This is a genomic window from Oleiphilus sp. HI0067, from assembly GCF_001635735.1.
Window position 1 is genome coordinate 1 of sequence record NZ_LWFI01000977.1, and the last position, 21,441, is coordinate 21,441.

The following is a 21,441-nucleotide window of genomic DNA, read 5'->3' on the forward strand; positions in this document are numbered from 1 at the left end:
CATCGGACGTTGCACAGCCCACGAACTTGCGCAGCTTGGAGCTCACGTTGTGCTCATTGGGCGGAAAATTGAAAAGCTCGAAAGCGTAAAAGCAGAAATCCTTGAAGACGGCGGCAGCGCTGAAGCACATGCCTGCGATATTCGCGACGAAGATGCCGTGAAAGTGTGTATCAAAGCCATCAAAGCAAATAACGAAATCATCCACGGCCTAGTGAATAACGCTGGCGGCCAGTTCCCATCCCCTCTTACGGGTATTAACCAAAAAGGTTGGGAAACAGTCGTGCGTACAAATCTGACAGGCGGCTTTTTGATGGCTAAAGAAGTGTACTTAGCCAGCATGCAAAAACATGGCGGCTCGATTGTAAATATCGTCGCAGACATGTGGGGTGGCATGCCAAATATGGGACACTCCGGTGCCGCACGCGCGGGCATGGTTAATTTCACTCAAACCGCAGCTGTGGAATGGGGCAACTCAGGTGTTCGCGTGAATGCCGTTGCGCCTGGGTGGATCATGTCGAGTGGTATGGATAGCTACCCTCCGGCATTGAAACCATGGATTCGCAGTCTAAAAGACGCCGTTCCTGTCAAACGCATGGGAACCGAAGCAGAGGTGAGTGCTGCGATCTGCTTCTTACTAAGCGACGGCGCTAATTTTATTAGCGGTGATTGTCTACGCATTGATGGTGGCGCCTCTCAAGGTGGTCGCGTATTCCCATTACCGAATGCGAAAAACTCAGAATCCTACGACGGTTTCCACCGTTCCGAAACGCCCGACATATTCAAAGACTAATAAAAAGGCCAAACACTAATGAGTATTTTGGAATCAATGATTGATGCTCACTCAGAGCAGTTTCAGGCAAACAAAGATGCCATGCAGGCCCATATCGATAGCTTCCGTGAAATCGAACAGAAGGTTCTCGATAAAGAACTGCAGGCAAAAGAGAAATTTCAGAAACGTGGAAAACTTTTACCTCGTGAACGCATCAATCTCTTGCTAGACCGCAATACACCATTTTTAGAAATCAGCTCCTTAGCTGGTTATAAAATGCATGATGATAAAGACGGCTCTATGGCTGGCGGTGGCGTCATCGCTGGCATCGGGTACGTTTGCGGCATCCGCTGTTTGGTCGTAGCAAGCAATAGCGCGATCAAGGGTGGCACCATCTCACCTACGGGGCTCGAGAAAACATTGCGTCTTCAAGAGATCGCAAAAGAGAATAAATTGCCGATTGTCACGATGGCTGAAAGTGGCGGCGCCAACTTAAACTATGCAACCGATGTCTTTGTGCATGGTGCGCGCGGTTTTGCGAATCAAGCTCGTTTGTCCGCAGCAGGTATCCCGCAGTTCACGATTGTACATGGTAATGCGACGGCAGGTGGAGCTTACCAACCAGGTCTTTCCGATTACTCTATTGTGGTAAAAGAACAGGCCAAAATGTTCTTAGCAGGACCTCCTCTACTTAAAGCAGCAACCGGTGAAATTGCTACCGATGAAGAGCTAGGTGGTGCGGAGATGCACGCACAAACCGCAGGTACCGCAGAGTTTCTCGCTGAAGATGATTCCGACGGCATTCGTATGATGCGCGACATGGTCAAACAAGTACCATGGAACGAGCAACTCAGCCCTAAAGCAGAACGACAATGGGAAGAACCAAAATATAGTCCTGACGAGCTTATCGGCGTTGTTCCAAGTGATAGCAAACGACCTTATGACGTGCGTGAGATCGTTGCGCGTATTGCGGATTCATCTGACTTCGTCGATTTCAAACCCGAGTTCGATAATCAAACCGTTTGTGGCTTCTTAAAAATTGAAGGCCATGCATGCGGGCTGATTGGTAACAATGGGCCAATCACACCAAAAGGTGCGGCAAAAGCTGCGCAGTTTATCCAACTATGCGAGCAGTCCGGCACAAGCCTATTGTTCTTCCATAATACAACCGGATTTATGGTTGGTACCGATGCAGAACAAAATGGCGTTATCAAACACGGCTCTAAGATGCTGCAAGCCGTGGCTAACGCAAGCGTACCGAAACTTACCATCGTGGTTGGCGGCTCTTACGGCGCAGGTAACTATGCAATGTGTGGGCGCGGATTAGACCCTCGTTTTATCTTCGCTTGGCCAAACAGTAGAACGGCCGTAATGGGTGGAGCGCAAGCTGGCAAGGTCTTGCGTATTGTTACCGAAGACAAGCACGCCAAAATGGGTAAAGAAGCAGATCCCGCAATGTTAGACGTTTTAGAAAAAGCTACTGCCGACAAATTGGATAAAGGTTCAACCTCACTATATGGCACGGCAAGGCTTTGGGATGATGGACTTATCGACCCACGTGACACCCGAAAAGTATTAGCATTTTTGTTAGATATTTGTGACGAAGAAAAACGTCGAACTCTACGCCCGAATACCTTTGGCGTGGCACGACTTTAAGCTTGGTAACCGACAGAATAAAAACAGTTTTGTAAGAGGCAATTCACATGATTTTTACACAAGAGCACAACGAGATACGACGCACCGTTAAGAACTTCGTAGATAACGAAATTAACCCATATTGTGATGAGTGGGAAAAAGCGGGCGAGTTCCCAATGAAAGAAATGTTCAAGAAGCTTGGCGATTTAGGGCTTCTTGGGATCAGTAAGCCTACTGAGTACGGCGGCATGGGCCTTGATTACAGCTACAACATCGTAGCGGCCGAAGAATTTGGCGCGGCACATTGTGGCGGCGTGCCACTTGCGATCGGTGTTCAAACTGATATGTGTACCCCTGCCCTCGCGCGCTTTGGCTCAAACGAGTTGCGCGAAGAGTTCTTAGCGCCATCTATCAGTGGCGACATGATTGGTTGTATTGGTGTATCAGAACCAAGCGCTGGTTCAGACGTCGCCGCGATCAAAACTACTGCAAAAAAAGACGGTGATGACTATGTCATCAACGGCACAAAAATGTGGATTACAAACTCCCCGAAAGCAGACTATATCTGCCTATTGGCCAACACCTCTGACGACAAAGTACATCTGAATAAGTCCTTAATCGTTGTTCCAATGAATACGCCTGGTATCGAAGTAGCGCCACGCCTAAACAAACTTGGTATGCGCAGTTCTGAAACCGCACAAGTGTTCTTTGATAACGTTCGTATTCCGCAGCGTTACAGAATTGGCGCAGAAGGTTCAGGCTTTATGATGCAGATGCTTCAATTCCAAGAGGAGCGTTTATTTGGTGCTGCAAACATTTTGAAAGGGCTCGAACAATGCGTTGACCAAACCATTGATTATTGTCGTGAGCGCCAAACCTTTGGACAGCCTCTGCTAGATAATCAGGTGATTCATTTCCGTTTAGCCGAACTTCAAACAGAAATCGAAGCACTGCGCTGCATGGTTTATCAAGGTGTTGAAGGATACATCAACAAAAAAGACGTCACGATGCTAGCCTCTATGGCGAAACTTAAAGCCGGCCGTCTCGGCCGTGAAGTTGCGGACAGCTGCTTGCAGTATTGGGGTGGTATGGGCTACATGTGGGAAAACCCGGTTTCGCGTGCGATGCGCGACATTCGCTTGGTATCTATCGGCGGTGGTGCTGACGAAATTATGCTCGGCATTATTTGTAAGCTGATGGGCACCCTACCGAAGAAAAAGAAGTAAGGAGCGACTGAATGACAACGCTTCCGCAATGCGAAACCTTACTAATTGATCTGCAAGACCATGTTTTGCAGATCACGCTGAACCGACCCAAGGCACGCAACGCGATGAGCCTTCAGATGGTTCAAGAATTGATGTCGGTATTCAAAGCTATTGAGCATGAACAAAATATTCGCGTTGTCGTCATGCGCGGCGCAGAGGGTCATTTCTGCGCTGGCGGCGACATCAAAGACATGGCAAATGCACGTGCAGCGCTAGGGCAAAAAGCTGAAGGTGATGAAGACCCTTTCTACGCATTAAATAGAGAATTTGGGCGCATGATTACCTTTGCCAACCAAATCCCACAAGTCTTGATTGTTGTGGCTGAAGGCGCAGTACTAGGCGGAGGCTTTGGCTTAGTATGCATCTCTGACCTTGCGTTGTGCCTTGATAGCACACAGTTTGGCTTGCCAGAGACAAGTTTGGGTATACCACCAGCGCAAATAGCACCTTTTGTTGTGACACGCGTAGGCTTAACACAAGCAAGACGCTTATCATTATTTGGTGCGCGTTTTAAAGGCACTGAAGCAAAAGAATTAGGCATTGTTCATGAATGTTTAGATTCAAACGAAGCCATAGAAACGGCGCTTGAGACTGCTCTTTCTCAAGTTAAAAATTGTGCGCCACAAGCGAATCGAACAACTAAAGAACTGATCTTAAGCGTCGGACACCAACCACTTGAATCCTTACTTGATGGCGCAGCGAAAAGTTTTGCGTCAGCCGTGAAAGGCGCCGAAGGACAAGAAGGAACCATGGCGTTCATCCAGAAACGAAAAGCCAGTTGGGCAGAATAACGACAAGCGTATTGGAGAAGATAAGAAAAATGTTTAACAAAATACTGATCGCTAATCGTGGCGAAATCGCAGTAAGGGTCATACGCACTGCAAAAGATTTAGGGTTTGAAACTGTAGCGGTATACAGTGAGGCCGATAGTGGCGCACCACACGTCCTCGCTGCTGATGAGGCGGTATGTATTGGTCCAGCGTCTGTTGGAGAATCTTATTTAGTCGCTAACAAAATCGTGGATGCGGCGAAACGCACAGGCGCAGGAGCTGTTCATCCCGGTTATGGTTTCTTGTCTGAGAACTGTGACTTTTCTCAAGCTTGTGCTGATGCAGGCATCGTATTTATTGGACCACCAGCTCCTGCCATCGAATTGATGGGCAGCAAACGTCTTTCTAAAATCGCAATGATTGAAGCAGGCGTTCCGTGTATTCCTGGGTATGAAGGTAGCGATCAAAACCTAGACACTCTTCTAAGCGAAGCCAAGCGTATTGGTTTTCCGTTAATGGTCAAAGCCTCAGCAGGTGGTGGCGGCCGCGGGATGCGCCTGGTTCATGAAGAGAGCGAGCTCGAATCACAAATCAACACCGCCAAATCAGAAGCAGAAAATGCGTTCGGCAGTGGCGAACTTATTCTTGAACGCGCGGTCATTAGCCCACGCCATATCGAGATCCAAGTGTTTGCCGATCAACATGGCAATGCCGTGTACTTGGGTGAACGTGATTGTTCGATTCAACGCCGCCACCAAAAAGTCGTGGAGGAAGCCCCCTCTCCGTTCGTCGATCCAGAGCTTCGTAAGCGTATGGGTGAAGCCGCTGTGCAAGCTGCCAAAGCGTGTAACTATGTGGGTGCTGGTACAGTTGAGTTCCTGGTCGACGCAGAGAAAAACTTCTACTTCCTTGAAATGAATACGCGCTTGCAAGTTGAGCACCCTGTTACTGAATTAATCACGGGAACAGATTTAGTTGAATGGCAAATTAACGTCGCTGCAGGCGCTGAGCTTCCGTTAACGCAAGACGAGATCACGTTGACCGGCCACGCGATTGAAGTGCGTTTATATGCAGAAGACCCGCGCAATCAGTTTCTGCCTCAGACAGGAAAAATCCAACGTTGGAGCGTCAGCAATGCGATGGGAACTAGAACAGATGCAGGGATTCTTGAAGGCCAAGAAGTGTCTCCTTTCTATGACCCAATGCTAGCCAAACTGATTGCTTACGGCAGCAATCGTGAGGAAGCGCGTCGCCGCTTAATCAAGTTACTCAAAGAAACCGTACTGTTTGGCGTGAACGTCAATACGCATTTCTTATCAGAAGTATTGAAGCATTCGTGCTTTATTGATGGTGAAGCAACAACAGCTTTCATTGAGCAAGACTTCAATGCCGATCCAAGCATGGAAGAGCAAGCAAGCAACCCACTTGCAACAGCACTTGCCTGTATTTGCCTCCATAAGAGCAAACAAACCAAAAATACCGTTTCTTCAATGCTACTAGGCTGGAGCAATAGCGCAGCTAGCGAATGGCCTTACACCTTACAGTTCCAAGACAAAGAGCTTAAGCTTCAAGTTCAAGAGAACGATAATCTGTATACGATCAAGCAAACAGAGAATGAAGAGACAAGCAGCATTAAACTGATCAGCTGCGATTCAGAAAAGATTGTCATCGAGCAAGATGGCATTCGACAGACGTGTCAGAAGCTCGTGAGTGGCGATGACATTTTCTTGCGCATTGGCAGTGAAGACTTCCAGTTTAAAGATACAACGCACATCGCTAAAGATGTCGCGGGCGCAGCAGGCAATGGCCAAATTCAAGCAAGTATGGATGGTGCAATCATCAAAGTGTTTGCCGAAGCTGGTCAAGCCGTCAGCAAAGGCGACACTCTTGTTATCCTAGAAGCGATGAAGATGGAACATCCGCTAAAAGCTGATGTTGATGGTACGGTTGAATCCGTGCTTGTCACCGAAGGCGATCAGGTCAAGCTGCGCCAATTACTTGTTGAAGTTGAATCGAGTGAAGTATAAGTAAACAAAATGAGCACATTAAAAGATAAAGTTATATTTATAAGCGGCGCAAGCCGAGGTATTGGGCGCGAAATGGCACTTAGGTTTGCCCAAGATGGCGCTAATATAGTGATCGCGGCAAAGTCTGCAGATCCCCACCCGAAACTCCCCGGCACGATACATACGGTTGCTGAGGAAGTGATTCAGGCCGGTGGACAGGCACTCCCAATACAAGTCGATGTGCGTGACGATGAAGCTGTGGTGGCTGCGGTCGAAAGCGCTGCCGCGCATTTCGGTGGCATTGATGTTGTTATTAACAATGCAGGCGCCATTAAACTTACAAACTCCGAAAACCTTCCTATGAAGCGTTTTGATTTGATGCATCACATTAACACGCGTGCTGTTTTGTCATTGTCCAAAGCAGCTCTTCCGTTTCTGAAGAAATCAGAGCATGGGCATATCTTGAGTTTGTCTCCGCCATTGAATTTAGATCCAAAATGGTTCGCACATTACGGACCATATACGATCACAAAGTATGGAATGTCGATGCTGACGCTTAGCTTGGCACAGGAGTATCGTCGTTATGGCATCGCTGTAAACTCATTGTGGCCTCAAACGGTTATTGCAACGGCTGCGGTAGAATTCGAAGGGGGCGGTAAAACTATCCTCGAAAAAGGTCGCATTCCAGCCATCATGGCTGATGCGGCATACGAGGTCGTTCGTTCGGAGAACCTATCGATAACAGGCGAGTTGTTAATCGATGAATCAGTTCTTAGAAATAGCGGTGTCACTGATTTCGAACAATACCGTTATTCAGACGAAAACACGAAGCCCTTGATGAAAGACCTTTTTGTCGAATAAACTCTAAAAGAATAACAAGGCATCAAACAACTGATGCCTTGTATGAGACATTTTGATGTTGTCTCTAATCGGCTGCCAATAAACACAAATAAGCCATAGGAAAGCATCATGTCACCGACACCTAGTATTGATATTTCTGTGCATGGCGATCAAAGCATCGCTACGAGCAATCTTCCGCCAGTCAAAGTATCCGTTATCGAAAATGACCGCATTCGAAATGCTTCTAGCTTTTTAGAAATTTTCTACGAACGAGCCAAACTGCATCCTCAAAAAACGTATCTACGCCAAGCTTATGGCGAACACTGGCATGAATTCAGTTGGGGTGAAGTCTATCGCATGGCAGCCCGTACCGTGACAGCTCTGCGGTCCATGGGTTTACAGCCTGGTGATCATATTGGTTTGCTGTCTAAAAACTGCTTTGCATGGATTGTCGCAGACATCGCGATAATGATGGGTGGATATGTATCTGTTCCCTTCTATCCGACCTTGTCAGCAAAGGATTTAGACGAGGTCGTTCAGCTAAGCGATATAAAAGCATTGTTTGTCGGCAAACTCGAAAACTGGGAAGAGCAGCGTCATGGCGTTAACAGTAGCATTACTACAATTGCCTTCCCTCACTTTGAAGGTAATAGTCCTTTAGATGGCTGTAACTATAAATGGGATGACATATTAGACTTCGCTCCCTGTACCGACCCTCATCAGCCTCTTGCAGATGAAATCTTTACCGTCATATATACGTCCGGTACGACAGGCACCCCAAAAGGTGTGATGCTGGATTACGCTTGTGCGAATCAAGTGATGAAACACGAACGTGCTAAACCTGCTTATGGTGTGTATCAAGGAGTTTCCGAGCGTGTTTTATCCTATTTACCACTAAACCATATCGCCGAACGCGTCGTGTCAGAGGTCAGTCCAATCGTTGCAGGTTCTGAAGTCTCGTTTAGTGAGTCTCTAGATCGCTTTGCAGCAAATTTACAGTCGGTACAACCGACACAGTTTTTTGCAGTACCGCGTATTTGGGTAAAAATTCAACAAGGTATTCTGTCTAAGCTTCCTGAACAGAAACTACAGAAACTCCTTAAAATTCCGCTAGTCGGACGGTTTATTAAGCACAAAGTCAAAAAGGGCTTGGGATTGAGCTCGGTGCTGTCAGCGGTATCGGGCGCCGCGCCCTTATCTGCTGCACTTCTGCGTTGGTACGGACAACTCGACATTAATATTCAAGAAGTTTATGGCGCGACAGAACTATGTGGCGGTGTCACCTATAACACCTTAGATGACATTACCCCCGGTTCTGTCGGAAGACCGCTTCATGGTGTTGAAATATTGATTGATGAAGAAACCGACGAAGTCCTAATCAAAGCTCCATGGGTGATGAAGGGATACTATAAATCTCCTCAAAAAACCGCGGAGGTCTTATCACCTGAAGGCTGGTATCGAACTGGCGATACAGGACGCTTAGATAATGAAGGACGATTGATCATTACGGGTCGCGTTAAAGACACATTTAAAACGGCCAAAGGTAAATTTGTTCTGCCTGTTCCCATCGAGCATAAAATGGGAGCAAACACGAATATCGGTCAAGTCATGGTCACGGGTTTTGGTCTGACACAACCAATCGCGCTTATCAATCTAAGTGAATCAGCTGCTGATGTGTCTGAAGAAGATATTACAAGCAACTTGGCGCAAACACTCAAAGAAGTGAACGCAAGCTTAGATGGCCATGAAAAAATATCTCATATGATCGTGTTTCCCGAGCCATGGGCTGAAGACTGCGGTTTCTTTACACCTACACTTAAGCTTAAACGTCATGTCGTCGACCAAACTTACAGCACTCATTATGAAGGTTGGTGCAGTAATAAAGAGCCTATTGTTTGGGCCGACGAGATGTATGTACTATCGAGCAAAGCAAGTTAAGCTCAATGAAAATAGAGGGAGGAAAGATTAGATCACGCCTTCCTCTTTTAACTGAGCGAACCCAGCTTGATCTAAGTCTAAAAGCTCAGCCAACACGCTTTCTGTGTGTTCGCCCAGCGTTGCTCCAGGCCAATCGGTTTTACCTGGCGTTGATTTAAGCTTTGGAACAATGGCCGGAATCTCTAGCTCTCTCCCGTTTATTTCAACTTTCTCGAACAAGCCACGCGCTTGATAATGTGGATCTTCAAACATGTCTTGGGCGTTATAAATTGGCCCAACGGGCACGCGTTCAGCCTCAAGAATATCAATAATCTCTCTTGAAGAGTGCGCCAAACACCACTGCCCTATCGCTTGATCAATGGTGTCTTGGTGAACAACCCGACCGGCATTGGTTTGCATTTCCTCATGCTCCGCCAGATCTGCTCGGTCTGCAGCATGCATTAAACGTTTGTAGATAGAATCGCCGTTGCCGCCAATAATCACGTATTTATTATCTGCGCAACGATAAGTATTCGTAGGGACAATACCTGTCACGGTTGTTCCTGAGGGTTCACGAATCGCACTACACCCTGAGTATTCGGGCACTACACCCTCCATCAAATTAAATACCGCCTCATAAAGTGCGACATCAACAATTTGCCCGAGACCGTCGGTATTGTTATGTCGTTCAATAATTGCCATTGCAATCCCGAGGGCCGCGTGAATGGCAGCTAAAGTATCACCAATACTTAGATTTGGTCTGACAGGAGCTTCGTTCTCAAAACCATTCACATGGCGAAACCCGCCAAAGCCTTCACAAACAGAAGCGAAACCAGGCTTGTTTGCATACGGTCCATCCTGACCGTAACCCGATATTCGTGTATAGATTAAACTAGGATTTTTCTCGCGAAGAAGTTCTGGACCTAAGCCCCACTTTTCCATCGTGCCCGGTCTAAAGTTTTCGACCAAAACATCTGCTTTTTCAATAAGCTTGCCCGCGATCTCCCGACCCTTGTCTGACTTGAGATCTAAAGTCACAGACTTCTTATTACGGCCGATGCTGTACCACCAATAAGATGTGCCATATTCAGTGAGTCGCCATCCCCGAATCGGATCACCTTTCTCGGGCGGTTCGATCTTGATTACTTCTGCCCCAAAATATCCTAAGATTGACGTGGTAAATGGCCCCGCTAACAATTGTCCCATCTCGACAACTCGGACGCCTTCCAAAGGTCTTTTTCTAGTCTGTTCCATCGAAAGTCTTCTTATTGATATTGTATTGAAAACATCATACCAAGTTCATCACTCGCCTCCAGATATAAATCTCCAAGATTGAACTCTTAATCACCACTATCAGTAAGCGAGAATCAAAAGCAGATCTGAGGTTTAAGTTCTTAACGATAAACCTGTAGTGCTAGCGATCATTGAGATCTAGCAGTAATATAAAACGCGTATACCCCGTAATTAAAAAAACAACAATGGTAGCCTCATGGATAATAAAACAGAATCATTTGCGAGCTTCTCAGAGTTTTACCCTTACTATTTATCTGAACATGCCAACCAAACCTGCCGGCGCCTGCATTTTGTTGGAAGCAGCTTAGTTATCCTTACCTTGGCATGGATCATTTTAAATAGTGCTTGGAGCGCGTTAATTTTACTCCCACTTATCGGATATGGCTTTGCTTGGGTTGGGCACTTTTTCTTTGAGAAAAACAAACCTGCAACCTTTAAATACCCTCTTTACAGCTTCATTGGCGATTGGGTGATGTTTAAAGACATCCTAATAAAACGCATTCCTTGGTAATTACGCCTCTATGACCTTTCATCGAGCTTTATGATGTACAAAATCCATGAACTAAGTGCAGAGCACAAAACCAAGCCTGAACAGATTATCGAGACGCTAGATCGGGCCTATACACGCATAGACGCTTTGAACCCAAAGTTAAACGCGATCGTTCACGATTTTCGCGAGAAAGCGTCTGCAAGAGCAAAGGTATTAATGAATGAAGACCCATCAAATCTACCTTTGTATGGCATACCGGTCACGATTAAGGAATCGTTCGTATATCGAAATTCACCCTGTACGATCAACTTCCCGCCACTGAAATCTTATGCGCCTGACATCAACTCAGTACTTGCTCAGCGATTAGAAAATGCTGGAGCGATCATCTTAGGTAAAACCAATGTCCCAATGCTTCTATCAGATTGTCAGACCTTTGGTCCGCTCTACCCGACTGCAAACAATCCCTACGATCTTCGTAGAACTCCCGGTGGAAGCACAGGAGGTGGTGCCGCTGCACTTGCAGCCCAATTGAGTTATGCAGAAATTGGCAGCGATATTGGCGGTTCTATTCGAAACCCAGCTAACTTATGCGGATTGTTTGGCTTAAAGCCGACTACCAATGGACATATACATGATGGCCATGTTCCACCTCTACCAAACAGAGGAACCGGTTTTACAGCGCTAAACAGCACCGGCCCTCTGGCGCGAAGCGCTAGCGACATTGAGCAAATTTATAAGGTCTGTTATCAACCCTTACCTGAATACCAACAATACCTAGACATTCAGACATCCACACCGATTCACAACAAGCTCGCGAATTATAAAATCGCTTATTACGATGAATTGGCTGGAGTTCAATGCTCCGCCCCTACTCAGCGAGGGCTTCAGCGTGTCGTAAAATGCTTAGAAGATCAAGGCGCGCAAGTAAGCAAAATTCGCATTGATGAGCAATTAGCCGACAAAACGCTGAAGACTTGGGTCAAGTTATTTGGTTTCGTTTGTTCCCAAGACTTTGCATGGCCAGTAAGAAAGATCCTTCAATTTAAATTCGGAAAAGATCTTAAGAAATCTAGCTTTGATGCCAAACAAGAGCTTAAAAAAGGCCTAAGCATGAACTTCCGAGAGTATTCAAAAGCCTTGCTGGAGCAAAAAGAATGCATTGCTGAGTTTTCTCGCTACTTTAATGATTATGACTTTATCTTATCGCCAACCAGCATAGGTCCAGCGTTCGAGCACAATCACAAACACAACAATATAGAATTCGATGGCCAGAGTTATAACTACACAGATTATTGCTTTGGTTTTGTGATGTTTTATAACTTGTTGGGCAATCCAGTGATGAGTTTGCCATCAGGAATCGACGAGAAATACGGCCTGCCGATTGGTGTGTCAATCGCAGCATCACATCATAGCGAAAATCAGTTAATTCACTTCTCGAAGTTGTTAGAAAAGCAAGGTTTTGAATTTCAAGCGCCAACAATCAGTTAGCGCTTGAGAGTTCGATCACTAGAATTAGTAATCGAAGATGTTATTGATTAGGCGACCACTAAACCAAAATTGCGCAGTGATGCCGACGGTGTCTATTAGGTCGTCTCCAAACGTGTAACGGTTAATATCGCCACGCAGTTTCCAGCGTTCGTTCAACTCATACATAACGCCAACGCCATAATACTGATCGATACCTGCGACCGTTTCGAACTTTTCAAAAGGAAGATTATTTTCAGTCACGAGGCGGCTATAGCGTTCACCATCCCAGCGTAAAACGCCAAGCTTTATATTAGCTTCCCACTTGTCAGCAATTTGAGGTGAATATTGAACATGTAAAAACCAACCCTCAGATTTTACATCCATGCGCATATCTAAAGACGTTGATGAAGAATCACCTTGATAGCCACCGTGTGTCTTACCAAAGTCGATATAACCCCACTCCCAGTCCCAATCGACATGAGGTGAAACACCCATGTATATGCGCTTACCATGACCCGCGTCTTCAAAAGTGATTCGGCGCTGATTCTCCAGAGTACCCAAACCTTCTTCTTCGACAAAAAAGGCAACTGTGTTGTCTAGATCATCTGCACTCACTAACTCCGAGCTCGTTGCAAACAGCTCTACACCGCCGTAATAAGGATAATCGCCGCGCGCTGCATGAACATCGGAAACGACTAAGGAACTAAATGCTAAAAAAACAACTACTAAGCGCTTCATGAAGCGACCAATCTCCTAGAACAAAAACGGAAAAAGTATACTGAAGTAATGAAATGAAAAATGTGCGTGTGTCGATACATCAGACGCAGCACCACCTTAATCGGAGGAATATCGCTGGTTATTTGATGTCTTATTGGCTTCTCTCAGAGCTTTCACACGCTCCGAAATCTTAATTTCCAAACCTCGCTCAACCGGTTCATAAAAACAAGTACCATCAATCTCCTCCGGAAAATAAGACTCCCCTGCAGCAAAGGCAAAAGGTTCATCATGCGCATAGCGATATCCCTCCCCCATTCCCTGTTCCGCCATCAACTTAGTTGGTGCATTACGTAAATGCATTGGAACATCACGATACACATCACTCTGCACGAAGGAACGACTCGCCTTATAGGCCGTATAAACAGCGTTACTCTTCGGCGCGACCGCAAGATACACGACCGCCTGCGCCAAACTGAGTTCGCCTTCAGCCTGACCCAATCGTTCGAGCGCCTCCCACGCATTCAGTGCGAGCGTTAAGGCTCTCGGATCCGCATTACCGATATCTTCGCTAGCCATACGAACTACTCGGCGAGCGACATAAAATGGGTCACAGCCACCTTGCAACATCGACTGTAACCAATACAGAGACGCGTCTGGATCCGATCCTCTAACAGACTTATGTAATGCAGAAATCTGCTCATAAAAAACGTCACCGCCCTTATCAAAGCGCTTAAGGCTCGTTTGCATCACAGCAGCAAGCGTATCTTCAGAGATAACCAATGCGTCGCCCGAATGCTCCGCAAGATCAATCGCAAGCTCTAGGAAATTCAGTAATGTTCTGGCATCCCCATGTGCAGACTTCAGGAGAGCCAGTCGCAAATCTTCAGAAAATACAACATTCTGCCCTTCGTATCCTTCTGGATGAGTCAAAGCCTTATCAATAAGCATATTGAGTGAAGACTCATCTAAAGCATTTAACACATAGACTCTGGCACGTGATAACAAAGCATTATTTAATTCAAAAGAGGGGTTCTCGGTGGTTGCGCCGACAAAGATAAACGTTCCGTCTTCAATGTAAGGCAAAAACGCATCTTGCTGCGCTTTGTTGAAGCGGTGAACTTCATCAACAAATAACAAAGTCGGCCGCTGGTTCGCTGACATCACTGCTTTTGCGTTATCAACGGCCGCGCGAATTTCTTTCACTCCACCCAAGACCGCAGATATCGCGAGAAAATTCACATCGAAATGTGTTGCGAGTAACCGTGCAAAACTTGTTTTACCAACCCCTGGCGGCCCCCATAAAATCATCGAATGCAACACATGCATATCAATTGCTTTACGCAATGGAGCGCCGGGCCCGAGTAAGTGCTCCTGCCCTAAATACTCATCGATATTCTTTGGCCGCAAACGCTCAGCGAGAGGTTTATACGCACTAGTCTGTTCGAATAAGTCAGACATGTATTACTCACCCTGACGAATCACATCAGTACCTTCAGGAAGATCAGGTTTAAAATCTTTCTCTGTCAGTCCTGAATTGACGAATGTAGAGATAAAGCTCACGGTCGTATCTTGACCCAATGAATCAGTAATTCTTAAGTCAGAAAGGGTTGTACCTTTAAAACGAACACGAAGCACTTCAAAGAGACTCCCTTCACTAGAGGGAAACAAAAGAAACTGTGCTTCGTCACCCTCACCATCGCGTTTCTCGACAATGAAGTTATTTGCGATTAATGCAGCATCACCGTTGAATAACATAGCTGGCGTGGCAGAGAGATCATCGCCAAGCAGCTGAACACTTGCCTGTTCTAGATCGGGATCGTAGACAGTTACTTCACCCTGATATACGTATATTTTCTGAGCTAATGGCGCTTTTGTTTCCCAATAAAACAAATCTGGCTTCTTAGCCTTAAATTCACCCCGTGTTTCTTGAACACGTGTACCTCTGCCATCAACGACAAATTGGATAAATGACCCCTGAATATCCGCCGATGCAGACAGCAATGCAGACAATTCATCTGCGTCTGTGCGTGTTTTTGAAAACAGATCAAAAGAGGCAATGATTAAAATCGTTACGAGAGAAAACCGTAAAGAGAGGGATTTCAGCAAGGTATGCTCTCCAAAAAAAAGAAAAGAGCATACCACAGGAGGAAATGAAAAAATTAAGGCTTTGTTAGCCAATAAACAGTTTATGCTTCAGGTGGTGGCGGAGCTAGAACTTCACGACTGCCGTTATGACCCGCCTCACTTACGACACCGGCTTGTTCCATCGCTTCGACCAAGTTTGCCGCACGATTGTAACCAATTTTCAGCTTACGCTGAACTGATGAAATTGACACACGTCGTGTTGTCGTAACAAAGGCAACAGCCTCATCAAACAAAGCATCTTGTTCACTTGCGCCAGAGTCTTCAGCGAAGGCCGCAGCGATCGGGTCACTTGATTCTCCGCCAGACAGGACTTCCTCTAGATAATTAGGCTGGCCACGCTGTTTCCAATCATCAACTACCTTATGCACCTCGTGATCATCAACGAATGCGCCGTGTACCCGAACTGGAACACTTGTGCCCGGCGGCATATATAGCATGTCACCATGACCCAGCAACTGCTCTGCTCCACCTTGATCGAGAACCGTTCTTGAATCTATTTTTGACGAAACTTGGAAAGAAATACGAGTCGGAACGTTGGCTTTAATTAAGCCTGTGATCACATCAACCGATGGACGTTGCGTCGCCAGAATCAAGTGTATCCCTGCTGCACGCGCTTTTTGCGCGATACGGGCAATGAGTTCTTCAACCTTTTTACCGACAATCATCATCATGTCAGCAAACTCGTCAATCACGACAACAATAAAGGGCAAGTTTGTTAACTCTGGGTGATGCTGCTCTTCATTTAGTAGATGTTCATCTGTCTGCCATAGAGGGTCGAGGATTGGTTCACCTGCCTCAGCTGCAGCTTTCACCTTGCGGTTATAGCCAGCGATATTTCGAACACCAAGAGATGCCATCAATTTATAACGACGCTCCATCTCAGCAACACACCAACGCAAGGCGTTTGCCGCCTCTTTCATGTCTGTTACAACAGGCGTTAAGAGATGCGGGATCCCATCGTAGACAGAAAGCTCCAACATCTTTGGATCGACCATAATGAAACGCACTTCATCAGGCGAAGACTTAAATAGCATGCTCAAAATCATACTGTTTACACCAACTGATTTACCTGAACCGGTTGTACCTGCAACAAGTAAATGTGGCATCTTAGCAAGGTCTGCAACAACAGGGTCACCCGCAATATCGTTGCCTAGCCCTAAACTTAGCGGAGACGCGGCATCATCGTAATCTTTAGAACTCAATACTTCACTAAATCGAACGATCTCACGATGCTCGTTCGGTATCTCAATCCCGATCACTGACTTCCCAGGTATAACCTCGACAACACGAACACTCATTACTGCCAATGAACGCGCAAGGTCTTTCGCAAGATTACTAATCTTACTCACCTTCACGCCAGGCGCGGGTTGAATTTCAAAACGTGTAATTACAGGGCCGGGGTTAACTTCGACAACCTCTGCACTCACCCCAAAATCAGCTAGTTTCACTTCAAGCAAGCGCGACATGCTTTCAAGGTCTGCGGGCGAATACCCTACCTTTTTGTTTTTCTCAGGAGGGTCTAAAAGCGTTAATGAGGGTAAAGCAGACTCTTGTCCAATAAACAAACTACCCTGTTGCTCTTCTTCGAGGCGCTTGCCTTGTTTGCTCTTCTTAACAAACGGAGAAATTTTAATAGACTTACCATCTGATTCTGCCTCAGCCGCAGACTTTTTCTTTTGCTGAATCACAACGGTATCAGTGCTTGGCGAAACTTTTGGTTCGACTTTTTCCTGAGTTTCAGTCTCTGTCGGTGCTTTCTTAGCTAAACCTAAGACCTTTTTAAGCGCAGGAGCACTTTTCTCTTTCACTTTCTCGACGCTCGCCTTCGACTCAGACAATGTCTTAACCGGTTCTTTCAAGGCCTCGTGTTTGGCTTCGCGCTCTTGTTGTCTGCGGATAATATCCTGCTCCAACTTTCGCTGAGCACGCAGATCACGCCTAACATCTAAATAATTTTTGATAAAGCTATAGACTCGATTTAAGCCTCTTCCAATGACTCGACCACAGGCAATCGTAAAGGCTCCGGTACGGTCCATTAGCCCCAACCAAGAAATACCCGTAAATACAGTCAAACCAAACAGCAGCATTGATACCAACAATAAAGTGCCGCCCAAAGGATTAAACGTTTGCAGCATCAGAGCCGCAAACTCATATCCCAAAATTCCGCCAGCGTGATCATCAAGCCCCGAGATACTGTACATAGCCAATATGCCCGTCGCTCCCAGCATAGTCACAACAAAGCCAATGACTCGAATACTCACTAACGGCCAGTGGGTCTCGCGAACCTCTTTGCGATACTTAAAAATTAAGCAAGCTCTAAAGCCGATCAAAACTGGGAATAAATAAGCTACATAACCGAAGAAATACAGCAAGATATCTGACAGCCATGCACCTGCACGGCCGCCGTAATTGAGTGGAACCGATTGCGTACCGGTGCTCGTCCAACCGGGATCGTTTGCGCTATGAGAACCTAGCGCCATTAACAAGAAAGCACATAAAGCAACGGTAAGAATCAGAGCACCTTCACGCACGCCTTGAGAGACATAAGCATGGAACTTCTGATCGCTAGAGTTTGTTACTTTTTGTCCCAGGGCGGGATTAGCACTCAAAACAATCACCTTTCTAAAATACGAGCAAAGGTAAATCCCACTTATGGAATTTACGCAACACTAATCATTATTATAGAAAAGTTTTAAGATTTAACTTTAATTATTTGAAATATATAGAATTTGCTTAGATTTTAACAACTTGGCATCAAATTGATGCCAAGCCTTTTTCAAGATCTGCAATGACGTCATCGGCTGACTCTAAACCAACCGAAACACGTATTAGATTTTCGGTAATTCCAGCGCGCGCCTTTTCTTCATCACTTAAACGACCATGCGTCGTTGTCGCAGGATGAGTAATTGTGGTTTTCGCATCACCCAAGTTAGCAGTCAACGACAAGAACTCAACGCCATCAATGACATTCCAAGCTTGCTCGCGACCACCTTTCACTCGAAATGAAAGCACACCACTTGCACCTTTCTGCTGACGTTTTGCCAACTCATAATAGGGATGAGATTCAAGACCAGCGTAAAATACTTGCTCTACTTGCGGCTGCTGCTCCAGCCAGCGAGCTACTTTAAGCGCATTCTCAGAGTGCGCCTTCATTCTGAGACTCAAAGTTTCCAAGCCTTTCAGGAACACCCATGCATTAAACGGACTCATCGCAGGGCCAGCAGAACGCATATAACCATGCACTTCCGCCATCAGCTCGTTACTTCCCACAACAAGCCCGCCTAAGCAACGTCCCTGCCCGTCAATATATTTGGTCGCAGAGTGAATAATAATATCCGCCCCCATCGACAAAGGTTGTTGAAGCGCAGGCGTGCAGAAGCAGTTATCAACAATGAATAAACACTGCTGATCTAAGCTTTTCGAATCAATAATGCTTCGAAGTCGCTCTAAGTCGACCACTTCACATAAAGGGTTGGACGGCGTTTCGACAAATACAACTCTAGTATTTTGCTTCAGTCCGGACTCCCAAGCCTCATAATCAACTAGGTCAACAAACTCGACATCAACGCCGAATTTCGACATAAATTTTTCTAAGAAAACCGTTGTGGTTCCAAAAACGCTACGCGAACATAAAACATGATCGCCCTGCTTAAGAACAGCCATAAAGGTCGCCATAATTGCAGACATACCTGAGGCTGTTGCCACTGCACGCTCACCACCCTCTAAGGCAGCAATGCGCGTTTCTAGCATAGTAACGGTTGGATTTGTAAAGCGGGCATAAACATTTCCAGGAATATCACCTGAGAATCGCTGCGCGGCTTCTTCCGCGGAATTGAAAACAAAACTGGATGTTGGAAAAATAGCTTCGCTATGCTCAAGCTCAGGACTGCGAATCTGGCCAGAGCGAATCGCTAAGGTCTCCACCGATAAACCTTCAAGATTCGGTTCAGGGATGGTGGCCTTCAAATTCTTGCTTTTAGGCATTATGTATCTCTAGATTACTGGGCTAACCTGCGTTATGCAGGCTTAATTGCTCTTCACCCTCTAGTATACTTGCTTCTTGAGATTTACTGGCATCATTTCTACTTCTTTCCAAACGCTCTAGATAAGCGTCATCAATATCACCAGTCACATAGTTACCATCGAACACCGAGCAATCAAATTTAGTGATCTCAGGATTACCAGCACTCACCGCATCGACCAAATCATCTAGATCCTGATACAACAACCAATCTGCACCGATTATCTCAGCTATCTCGTCTACCGAACGATCATGTGCAATCAATTCGTTCGCCGCAGGCATATCAATACCATATACATTTGGATAACGCACAGGTGGCGCTGCTGACGCAAAATACACATTGCGCGCACCGGCATCACGTGCCATCTGGATAATTTCATTACACGTCGTACCACGAACAATAGAATCATCCACAAGCAATACGTTTTTGCCTTGGAATTCTGGACCAATCGGATTCAACTTTTGACGAACGGATTTTTTACGCTGACTTTGACCAGGCATAATAAAGGTACGCCCAATGTAACGATTTTTGATGAAACCTTCGCGATACTTCACACCCAGCTCATTCGCCATTTCCATCGCGCTCGTTCGGCTTGTATCAGGAATTGGAATAACGACGTCAATATCGTGATCAGGGCGAAGCTTCAGGACTTTCTTCGCTAAAGTAGAGCCCATTCTTAAACGCGCTTTGTATACAGAAATATCATCAATCATTGAATCAGGGCGCGCGAAATACACATGCTCAAAAATACAAGGCGTTAAGGTCGCACTTTCAGCGCAAAGCTCATTATGAAATGAACCATCGTTTTCAATATAGATCGCCTCACCCGGCTCAATATCACGAACTAATTCGAAGCCAGCAGCATCCAAGGCAACACTTTCAGAAGCGACCATATATTCTGTACCAAATTCTGTTTCTCTTTTACCAAAACAGGCTGGTCGAATGCCATTCGGATCTCTGAATGCAAGCACCCCATACCCAGTGATCATGGCAACCACGGCATAAGCGCCACGAGCACGTTTATGCACCTCTTTAACGGCTGCAAAAATTTCGACATGCGTTGGAATTAGTTTGCCTTGGTTTTGTAACTCATGCGCTAGAACATTTAAAAGCACTTCAGAGTCAGAAGTCGTATTGATATGACGAAGATCTGATTTAAGAACACCATCAGACAATTCGATGGTATTCGTTAAATTACCGTTGTGCGCAAGCGTAATACCGTAAGGCGAGTTCACATAGAAAGGTTGTGCTTCGGCTGAGCTAGAACTACCCGCCGTCGGATAACGAACATGCCCGATACCTACATTACCCTGTAATTGGCGCATGTGACGAGTACGAAAAACATCGCGCACGAGCCCGTTGTCTTTACGCAGAAAAAAACGATCGTCCTGACAGGTAACGATGCCCGCGGCATCCTGGCCACGATGTTGAAGCACCGTCAGTGCATCAAAGAGAGTTTGGTTTACGTTAGACTTCCCCACGATGCCGACAATACCGCACATATCGCATTCCTCAGAATTTTGTATTCGCTATAAAAGATGACAATTCATCGACCCCGGATCCAAAAACAGACCGAGTCCAATATTCAACCACTGTTAACTGCTCGATAACTACAGAATCTGACCACCAAGTTTCTTTAGACCAAGGCGTATAACGCACAATCGCGACAAGCGCTATACAGACCACAACACCTCTAGCCATCCCAAACACCATACCTAGAACGCGATCAAGCGTGCTCAAACCAGTCACTTTAATCAGCATCGAGACAAGATGACTAACGACAGCACCAACCAGCAAGGTCACAATAAAAAGGATTGCAAACGAGGCCGCTAATAACATAACGGGGTCAGCAATATGTGGAGACAACAAAGTTTGAGCTTGTGGCTGAAAACTTCTAGCCACGATAAAAGCAATCACCCAAATAACCAGTGAAAGCGCTTCTTTAGTAAAACCACGAAGAATACTGATTAGGCTTGAGAAAACAATTATCCCCAATAGAGCCCAATCCGCCCACATTAGCTCAAACACAAAGCCTCCGACAAAACCTTCTCTGTCAGATTCGGGCGCATCATAACAAACACCTTACTCATCCCCTATACAAGCCA

At 45.9% G+C, this 21,441-nt stretch carries 17 protein-coding genes; 9 read left to right on the top strand and 8 right to left on the bottom strand.

The genetic code is table 11. The features are described from left to right. From A3739_RS12630 to A3739_RS12660, 7 genes are all read left to right on the top strand, one after another. A partial coding sequence (locus A3739_RS12630) for an SDR family oxidoreductase (protein ID WP_068501587.1) occupies nucleotides 1–790 on the top strand: 790 nt, incomplete at its 5' end. Nucleotides 791–808: 18 nt separating this feature from the next. Further along, a complete protein-coding gene (locus tag A3739_RS12635; protein WP_068481192.1) occupies nucleotides 809–2,425 on the top strand; it encodes an acyl-CoA carboxylase subunit beta in 1,617 nt (538 codons plus the stop codon). Nucleotides 2,426–2,472: 47 nt separating this feature from the next. Beyond that, nucleotides 2,473–3,630, top strand: a complete 1,158-nt coding sequence (locus A3739_RS12640; protein ID WP_068481189.1) for an acyl-CoA dehydrogenase family protein — start codon at nucleotides 2,473–2,475, stop codon at nucleotides 3,628–3,630. An 11-nt stretch (nucleotides 3,631–3,641) separates the two neighbouring features. Then, nucleotides 3,642–4,460 (top strand): enoyl-CoA hydratase/isomerase family protein, encoded by an 819-nt coding sequence (locus A3739_RS12645; RefSeq protein ID WP_068481186.1) that lies wholly within the window; start codon nucleotides 3,642–3,644, stop codon nucleotides 4,458–4,460. 29 nt (nucleotides 4,461–4,489) lie between these two features. After that, nucleotides 4,490–6,466, top strand: coding sequence for an acetyl/propionyl/methylcrotonyl-CoA carboxylase subunit alpha (locus A3739_RS12650; RefSeq protein ID WP_068481183.1), 1,977 nt, complete (start codon nucleotides 4,490–4,492; stop codon nucleotides 6,464–6,466). Between the two features lie 9 nt (nucleotides 6,467–6,475). Further along, a complete protein-coding gene (locus A3739_RS12655) occupies nucleotides 6,476–7,306 on the top strand; it encodes an NAD(P)-dependent oxidoreductase (RefSeq protein ID WP_068473480.1) in 831 nt (276 codons plus the stop codon). A gap of 108 nt (nucleotides 7,307–7,414) precedes the next feature. Then, nucleotides 7,415–9,223 carry an AMP-binding protein gene (locus A3739_RS12660; protein ID WP_082878390.1) on the top strand — a complete coding sequence of 603 codons (1,809 nt, stop codon included), beginning with the start codon at nucleotides 7,415–7,417 and terminating at the stop codon, nucleotides 9,221–9,223. Between the two features lie 27 nt (nucleotides 9,224–9,250). Here A3739_RS12660 and A3739_RS12665 read toward each other — a convergent pair whose 3' ends face one another. Further along, entirely contained in the window at nucleotides 9,251–10,456 is a 1,206-nt protein-coding gene (locus A3739_RS12665; protein WP_068481180.1) for a CaiB/BaiF CoA-transferase family protein, read from the bottom strand. Nucleotides 10,457–10,691: 235 nt separating this feature from the next. Here A3739_RS12665 and A3739_RS12670 point away from each other — a divergent pair, with 235 nt between their 5' ends. Both A3739_RS12670 and A3739_RS12675 read left to right on the top strand, forming a co-directional pair. Further along, entirely contained in the window at nucleotides 10,692–11,006 is a 315-nt protein-coding gene (locus A3739_RS12670) for a DUF962 domain-containing protein (RefSeq protein WP_068475883.1), read from the top strand. 30 nt (nucleotides 11,007–11,036) lie between these two features. Further along, nucleotides 11,037–12,473, top strand: a complete 1,437-nt coding sequence (locus A3739_RS12675) for an amidase (protein WP_068501589.1) — start codon at nucleotides 11,037–11,039, stop codon at nucleotides 12,471–12,473. 24 nt (nucleotides 12,474–12,497) lie between these two features. On the opposite strand, the gene A3739_RS12680 is transcribed toward A3739_RS12675, so the two are convergent. The 7 genes from A3739_RS12680 to A3739_RS12710 all read right to left on the bottom strand — a co-directional run bounded on the left by A3739_RS12680 (nucleotide 12,498) and on the right by A3739_RS12710 (nucleotide 21,364). Next, nucleotides 12,498–13,190 carry a hypothetical protein gene (locus A3739_RS12680; protein WP_068481173.1) on the bottom strand — a complete coding sequence of 231 codons (693 nt, stop codon included), beginning with the start codon at nucleotides 13,188–13,190 and terminating at the stop codon, nucleotides 12,498–12,500. A 96-nt stretch (nucleotides 13,191–13,286) separates the two neighbouring features. Beyond that, complete coding sequence (locus A3739_RS12685) at nucleotides 13,287–14,627, bottom strand: replication-associated recombination protein A (RefSeq protein ID WP_068481169.1); 1,341 nt, start codon at nucleotides 14,625–14,627, stop codon at nucleotides 13,287–13,289. Nucleotides 14,628–14,630: 3 nt separating this feature from the next. Continuing rightward, entirely contained in the window at nucleotides 14,631–15,275 is a 645-nt protein-coding gene (gene lolA, locus A3739_RS12690) for an outer membrane lipoprotein chaperone LolA (RefSeq protein ID WP_068481284.1), read from the bottom strand. A gap of 80 nt (nucleotides 15,276–15,355) precedes the next feature. Then, nucleotides 15,356–17,923, bottom strand: coding sequence for a DNA translocase FtsK (locus tag A3739_RS12695; RefSeq protein WP_197472297.1), 2,568 nt, complete (start codon nucleotides 17,921–17,923; stop codon nucleotides 15,356–15,358). Between the two features lie 145 nt (nucleotides 17,924–18,068). After that, nucleotides 18,069–19,298: an O-succinylhomoserine sulfhydrylase gene (locus A3739_RS12700; protein ID WP_068481166.1), complete on the bottom strand. Its 1,230-nt coding sequence runs from the start codon at nucleotides 19,296–19,298 to the stop codon at nucleotides 18,069–18,071. Nucleotides 19,299–19,320: 22 nt separating this feature from the next. Further along, complete coding sequence (purF, locus tag A3739_RS12705) at nucleotides 19,321–20,838, bottom strand: amidophosphoribosyltransferase (protein ID WP_068481164.1); 1,518 nt, start codon at nucleotides 20,836–20,838, stop codon at nucleotides 19,321–19,323. A gap of 10 nt (nucleotides 20,839–20,848) precedes the next feature. Then, nucleotides 20,849–21,364, bottom strand: coding sequence for a CvpA family protein (locus A3739_RS12710; RefSeq protein WP_156502565.1), 516 nt, complete (start codon nucleotides 21,362–21,364; stop codon nucleotides 20,849–20,851). Nucleotides 21,365–21,441: the final 77 nt, after the last annotated feature.

Excerpts from the sequence above, each read along its gene's own strand:
- purF (WP_068481164.1), bottom strand. The coding sequence starts at position 20,838 with ATGTGCGGTATTGTCGGCATCGTGGGGAAGTCTAACGTAAACCAAACT.
- A3739_RS12640 (WP_068481189.1), top strand. The coding sequence starts at position 2,473 with ATGATTTTTACACAAGAGCACAACGAGATACGACGCACCGTTAAGAAC.
- A3739_RS12650 (WP_068481183.1), top strand. The coding sequence starts at position 4,490 with ATGTTTAACAAAATACTGATCGCTAATCGTGGCGAAATCGCAGTAAGG.
- A3739_RS12660 (WP_082878390.1), top strand. The coding sequence starts at position 7,415 with ATGTCACCGACACCTAGTATTGATATTTCTGTGCATGGCGATCAAAGC.
- A3739_RS12635 (WP_068481192.1), top strand. The coding sequence starts at position 809 with ATGAGTATTTTGGAATCAATGATTGATGCTCACTCAGAGCAGTTTCAG.
- A3739_RS12665 (WP_068481180.1), bottom strand. The coding sequence starts at position 10,456 with ATGGAACAGACTAGAAAAAGACCTTTGGAAGGCGTCCGAGTTGTCGAG.
- A3739_RS12655 (WP_068473480.1), top strand. The coding sequence starts at position 6,476 with ATGAGCACATTAAAAGATAAAGTTATATTTATAAGCGGCGCAAGCCGA.
- A3739_RS12645 (WP_068481186.1), top strand. The coding sequence starts at position 3,642 with ATGACAACGCTTCCGCAATGCGAAACCTTACTAATTGATCTGCAAGAC.
- A3739_RS12685 (WP_068481169.1), bottom strand. The coding sequence starts at position 14,627 with ATGTCTGACTTATTCGAACAGACTAGTGCGTATAAACCTCTCGCTGAG.
- A3739_RS12680 (WP_068481173.1), bottom strand. The coding sequence starts at position 13,190 with ATGAAGCGCTTAGTAGTTGTTTTTTTAGCATTTAGTTCCTTAGTCGTT.
- A3739_RS12670 (WP_068475883.1), top strand. The coding sequence starts at position 10,692 with ATGGATAATAAAACAGAATCATTTGCGAGCTTCTCAGAGTTTTACCCT.
- A3739_RS12700 (WP_068481166.1), bottom strand. The coding sequence starts at position 19,298 with ATGCCTAAAAGCAAGAATTTGAAGGCCACCATCCCTGAACCGAATCTT.
- A3739_RS12675 (WP_068501589.1), top strand. The coding sequence starts at position 11,037 with ATGATGTACAAAATCCATGAACTAAGTGCAGAGCACAAAACCAAGCCT.